This is a genomic window from Halomonas sp. (assembly GCF_031581305.1).
In the GTDB taxonomy this organism is placed as follows: domain Bacteria; phylum Pseudomonadota; class Gammaproteobacteria; order Pseudomonadales; family Halomonadaceae; genus Halomonas.
Window position 1 is genome coordinate 1 of record NZ_JAVLBC010000227.1, and the last position, 4,612, is coordinate 4,612.

Below are 4,612 nucleotides of genomic sequence, written 5' to 3' on the forward strand. Positions count from 1 at the left end.
TCTCGCTGCCAGAGCGTTGAGAGCGTGACCGGCATTCTCGGTTTGCCAGGGGAGCGTTTGCCGCCTGACAACTGCCCGTCCTTGCGGCGGGTCAGTTTGTGTTTCCAGGCCCAGTAGCGGGCACCGATGTTGTAACTGGCGTTAAGATCCGCGCTGTACTGCTTGCCGTTCTGGAAGGCGGCCAGTTCGTACTGCGCCTTGTCCCGCTTGATGCGACCCGAGCCGTCGAACGCCCAGGCCGAGGTGCCTCGGGCATAGACATAAACGACCCGGCCGCCGGCCTCGGCCATCTTCTGCTCGATCAGCGTGGCCAGCCGGCGATGCAGCCAGTGGTGGAAGCGCTGGCGCAATCCCGACCGCTTCTTGCCGGCCTTGGGCCGCCAGCCCTTCAGATCCTCCAGCACGATCACATCGGCTCCTTGCGCCAGTGCGACGTCGACCAGTCGCCGGGAGGTCTGCTGGGCCATGTGCTCATTGATGTGCTGGGCCTTGCGGTACCACGTCCGCCCGAACCCTTTCGAGAGCTTGGCGGTCTTGCGCGCCTTGCGGCGGATCAGCATGGCGCGCTTGTCACGACGGTCTATGTCCGCGGCGGGGTGGAAGAACCTCCGCGCCACGACAGTGCCGTCCGGTGTCACGATGCTGGCCGTGGCCAGCGTATTGATTCCGACATCCACTGCGCACACGAGCTGTTGGTCAGGGAGGGATTGAGGCGCCAACACCACCGGCACCGCCAGGTGGCAGCGTCGGTTGAGCACCAGGGTCGGTGACTTGACGGTGCCCAGGCGGTGGCGCTGGCGTACTGCCTTGATCGCCACGTCATGCCACCGCCACTCCTTGCCGTCCCACAGCTTCAGACTGGCGGTGGTGAACTCGGTATCGAACTTGACCAACTGCCCGCGATACATCACCGGGTAGCAGCCGGCGACCGGGTTGAAGCGCGGTGGCCGGGCATGACGATGCTTCCGTTCGCCCACCTGCCAGGCCCGATAGCGGGTCAGGTAGCTCGATACCTGGCCCTTGACGAACTCGATGGCCGCTCGGCGCAGGTAGGACGGGAACTTGTAGAAGCGTCGAATGAAGTAGCGATGGCGTGGCGACGGATTCTTGGCAGTGGGGTGCATCAGCCGCTCCACGGCTGTGGCAAAGCTGGGCGCCTGCTGAAGCGAGGGCCAGTTGGTCAGCACCACGAGCGACAACGCACGGCAGAACTGGCGGTATTCCGCCAGCGTCAGACGCATCAGGTGTCGCTGCTGCGCCGTGGCTTGTAGGGGCCACTTGTCCGTGCGAATCATCGCTCGAGCCATGTGAAAAGCCTAAGCTACTCCCTGATATTTATCCAGCATGTGCCTTGGCTCTCGCCAAGGCTTGCCGCTTGACTAGCGCATCACGCTTCGCGTCGATGCGTAGGATGCGCGGCTAGTTTGCTCAACGACTGAGCTCGATGCTGCGGGACTGGCCGTTGCCCAGGCTGACCTGGCGGATGACCACGCGTGTCTCGCCGGTGGACGGATCCTGTCCACTGCTCGAAACATAGAACTCGCCGGCAGGCAGTTCATCGAGTCGGAAGTAGCCAGTGGCGTCGGTGCGGGTGGTGTGGGTGTATTCGCGTGCCCGCGGGTCGGCAGGCTCCACGGCGCGGCCTGCCAGGGCCTGCTCCGCGGCCTCGGCTGAATAGGTGGTCACCGGGGCTGCCGAGACGGGGCGATTTGCCACCGGGTGCCCGCCCAGCATGAGACGTCCGCTGATCACGCCACTGCCGCTCTTCTCCAGAGTGGCATACTCCTCGGCCGGGAAGGTTACCTGGCGAGCAACCCGGCCGGCAGTATCAGGGCGCTCGGCGCGTTCAGTCTGGCTTGGCGCCTCCATGCCGCGCTCGATGACCTCGACGCGTTCACGCTCACCGGCGGGATAGCGCGGCTCGATGATCTGGCAGCCAGCCAGCGTGAGCCCCAGCAGGGCGGGAAGGATCCAACGTGTCATCTACAGTCTCCCGGAGGGTGGACGATGCCCCGTGCCCGGTAAGGATAACGCAAAAGGGCCGCCGATCGATGATCGGCGGCCCTTTCGTACGTTCAAGCGCGCCGGCGACGCCGGCGCCTTCAGGCTTACTTGGCTGCTTTGGTGGCAGTGTCAGTCGCCTGCTTGACGTTGTCTTCGGTCAGCTTCTGGCTCTGCTGCACGAAGTCCTTCTGCAGGGAGACGACCTTCTCGGTGTCGCCCTTCAGGCGCTCGGTCAGGTCCTTGGCGACCTTCTGCTGGCCTTCCATGTAGGTGCGCAGGCCTTCGGCATCCTTGACGTTCATCAGGCTGCGCAGCTGCGCCAGGCCGGTGTCGGTGTAGGCCTTGCCGGCGTCCAGCTGGGCGTTGACCAGCTTCTCGGTGTAGTCCACGGACAAGGCCGCATAGGCGCGAGCCGGGCCGAAGAACATGGATTCGAACTGTTCAGTGAACTGCTTGGTGTCGAAGTTTTGCATCGTGAGTCCCTCCCGGGGATTTCGGATCAATTCGAAGGCCGTGGCGGTCTGCCGATGCCTTCTGCGTCTCTGTTGCGATGCACAATAGCAGAGCAATTTGTGCAGTGCAACATTCTTTATTTCGATGCCAGGGCTATCTCAGAAGAGAAGGGCTCGAGGCTATGTCGGCGACAGGGCTACGAGCGGGGCTGGCTTTTCGGAAGGCAGGACGGGGCATATCGCGCATTCGGGTCAACGGCGATAGCCTTGCCGAGCTGCTCGCGGGCTGTCCTGTGCTGCGGCTTTGGTCTAGAATCATGCCCCTTTCATCTTCCAGGGGCATGATCATGACCCAGATGCTCGGACCGGTGATGTTGGATCTGGAGGGCCTCAGCCTGACCCCAGAGGAGCACGAACTGCTGGCGCGCCCCGAGGTCGGGGGCGTGATCCTGTTTGCTCGCAACATCGCCTCGGCCGGACAGGTCCGCACCCTGTGCGACGAGGTCCGTCGTATACGCCCCGATCTGTTGCTGACGGTCGACCAGGAGGGGGGGCGGGTCCAGCGCCTGCGCGAGGGCGTCACCCGCCTGCCGGCCATGGGATGCCTGGGGCGCGACTTCGACCTGCAGCCCGAGGTGACGGTACGGCTCTGCCAGGATGCCGGCTGGTTGCTGGGCATGGAGATGGCGGCCTGCGGCCTTGACCTCTCCTTCGCCCCGGTGCTGGACGTGGACGGTGGCACCTCCAGCGTGATCGGCGATCGCAGCTTCTCTGCGAACCCGCGGGTGGTGGCCCGCCTCGGCCGTGCCTTCCTTGACGGCCTGCACGAGGCGGGCATGGTGGCCGTAGGTAAGCACTTTCCGGGCCACGGCGGCGTGGCGGCCGACTCCCATCATGAGCTGCCAGTGGATGGTCGCTCCCTGGAAGCCCTGCGCCAACGTGACCTTCTGCCTTTCGCCGAGCTGGCGACTCGTCTCGATGCGGTGATGCCTGCGCATGTCGTCTATCCTGGCTTCGACCCGCGTCCGGCGGGCTTCTCGCCAGCCTGGCTGGGCATGTTGCGCGAGAGCCTGGGCTTCAAGGGCGTCATCTTCTCCGATGACCTGAGCATGGCCGGGGCAGCCTCCGCCGGTACGCCCGCCGACCGGGCGCAGGTAGCGCTGGCCGCGGGTTGTGACATGCTGCTGGTGTGCAATGACCGCAGCGCGGCCCACGAGGTGCTGGACGCCTGTCATGGTCGCCAGGTGCGTCGCGCGACACGCTTGCGCTACGCCAGGGCACGGCCCGACCTCAAGGCGCTGGAAGCCCTGTCGCGCTGGCGCCGTGTCCATGCATGTCTCGAGGCGATGGCTACCGAGTGAGCCCCCTTTCCCTTTTCTGCTTCCCCTCAAGAGCCGATCGACGATGCCCCGACTCGATGCCGACTCCCTGTCGTCCCTGACCGTCATGCGTGACGTCATGGACAATGCCGACTGCCTGATCTCGCAGCCCGAGGTCGAGCGGGCCCTGGACCGCATGGCCGAGGAGATCACCCGTGACCTGGGTGACCGATTGCCGGTTTTCTACTGCGTGATGAACGGTGGCCTGATCACCACCGGCCACCTGATGACGCGACTGGGCTTTCCCCTGGAGGTCGACTACCTTCATGCCACCCGCTATCGGGGTGGCCTGCGCGGCGGCGAGCTGTTCTGGCGCGTCTCCCCGGAGGTGCCCCTGGCCGGCCGCCATGTGGTGATCGTCGATGACATCCTCGACGAGGGGGCCACCCTGGCTGCCATCCTCGACTACTGCCGGCAGGCGGGGGCGGCGAGCACCTCCACCGCGGTGCTGGTCGACAAGCAGCACGACCGCAAGGCCGTCCCAGGCCTCAGGGCCGACTACTGCAGCCTGGAAGTCGCCGACCGCTATGTCTTCGGTTTCGGCATGGACTACAAGGGCTACTGGCGCAATGCACCGGGGATCTATGCGCCCAAGGGGCTTTGACCCGGCTACGCCGGGAGCTGTAAGCCATAAGCTGTAAGCCATAAGAAAACCCCACGGGCAATGAAGCCCGGGGGTTCTTCTTACAGCTTAGAGCTTACAGCTTATGGCTCAAGCCAATCCCAGCTCGTGGGTGGCCTCCTCGCGCATCTTGAACTTCTGGATCTTGCCGGTGA

General features: G+C 64.9%; 5 protein-coding genes. 2 read left to right on the top strand and 3 right to left on the bottom strand.

Annotation, left to right across the window (positions count from 1 at the left end):
* The 3 genes from RI841_RS14575 to RI841_RS14585 all read right to left on the bottom strand — a co-directional run.
* The coding region (locus RI841_RS14575) for a transposase (RefSeq protein ID WP_310706356.1) at nt 1–1,241 on the bottom strand (1,241 nt) is incomplete at its 3' end.
* 187 nt (nt 1,242–1,428) lie between these two features.
* Nucleotides 1,429–1,983 carry a carboxypeptidase-like regulatory domain-containing protein gene (locus RI841_RS14580; RefSeq protein ID WP_310706357.1) on the bottom strand — a complete coding sequence of 185 codons (555 nt, stop codon included), beginning with the start codon at nt 1,981–1,983 and terminating at the stop codon, nt 1,429–1,431.
* 125 nt (nt 1,984–2,108) lie between these two features.
* The gene (locus RI841_RS14585) at nt 2,109–2,477 is read right to left on the bottom strand and encodes a phasin family protein (protein WP_310706358.1); all 369 of its coding nucleotides are present in this window, start codon (nt 2,475–2,477) and stop codon (nt 2,109–2,111) included.
* Between the two features lie 326 nt (nt 2,478–2,803).
* Between RI841_RS14585 and nagZ the strand changes: the two genes are divergently transcribed.
* Together nagZ and RI841_RS14595 are read left to right on the top strand one after the other, a co-directional pair.
* Nucleotides 2,804–3,817 (top strand): beta-N-acetylhexosaminidase, encoded by a 1,014-nt coding sequence (nagZ, locus tag RI841_RS14590; protein ID WP_310706359.1) that lies wholly within the window; start codon nt 2,804–2,806, stop codon nt 3,815–3,817.
* A gap of 43 nt (nt 3,818–3,860) precedes the next feature.
* Nucleotides 3,861–4,439, top strand: coding sequence for a hypoxanthine-guanine phosphoribosyltransferase (locus RI841_RS14595; RefSeq protein WP_310706360.1), 579 nt, complete (start codon nt 3,861–3,863; stop codon nt 4,437–4,439).
* The last annotated feature ends 173 nt before the right edge of the window (nt 4,440–4,612 follow it).

What these genes read in the sequence shown, in the direction of transcription:
- RI841_RS14580 (WP_310706357.1), bottom strand. Translation starts at nt 1,983, where the DNA reads ATGACACGTTGGATCCTTCCCGCCCTGCTGGGGCTCACGCTGGCTGGC.
- RI841_RS14585 (WP_310706358.1), bottom strand. Translation starts at nt 2,477, where the DNA reads ATGCAAAACTTCGACACCAAGCAGTTCACTGAACAGTTCGAATCCATG.
- nagZ (WP_310706359.1), top strand. Translation starts at nt 2,804, where the DNA reads ATGACCCAGATGCTCGGACCGGTGATGTTGGATCTGGAGGGCCTCAGC.
- RI841_RS14595 (WP_310706360.1), top strand. Translation starts at nt 3,861, where the DNA reads ATGCCCCGACTCGATGCCGACTCCCTGTCGTCCCTGACCGTCATGCGT.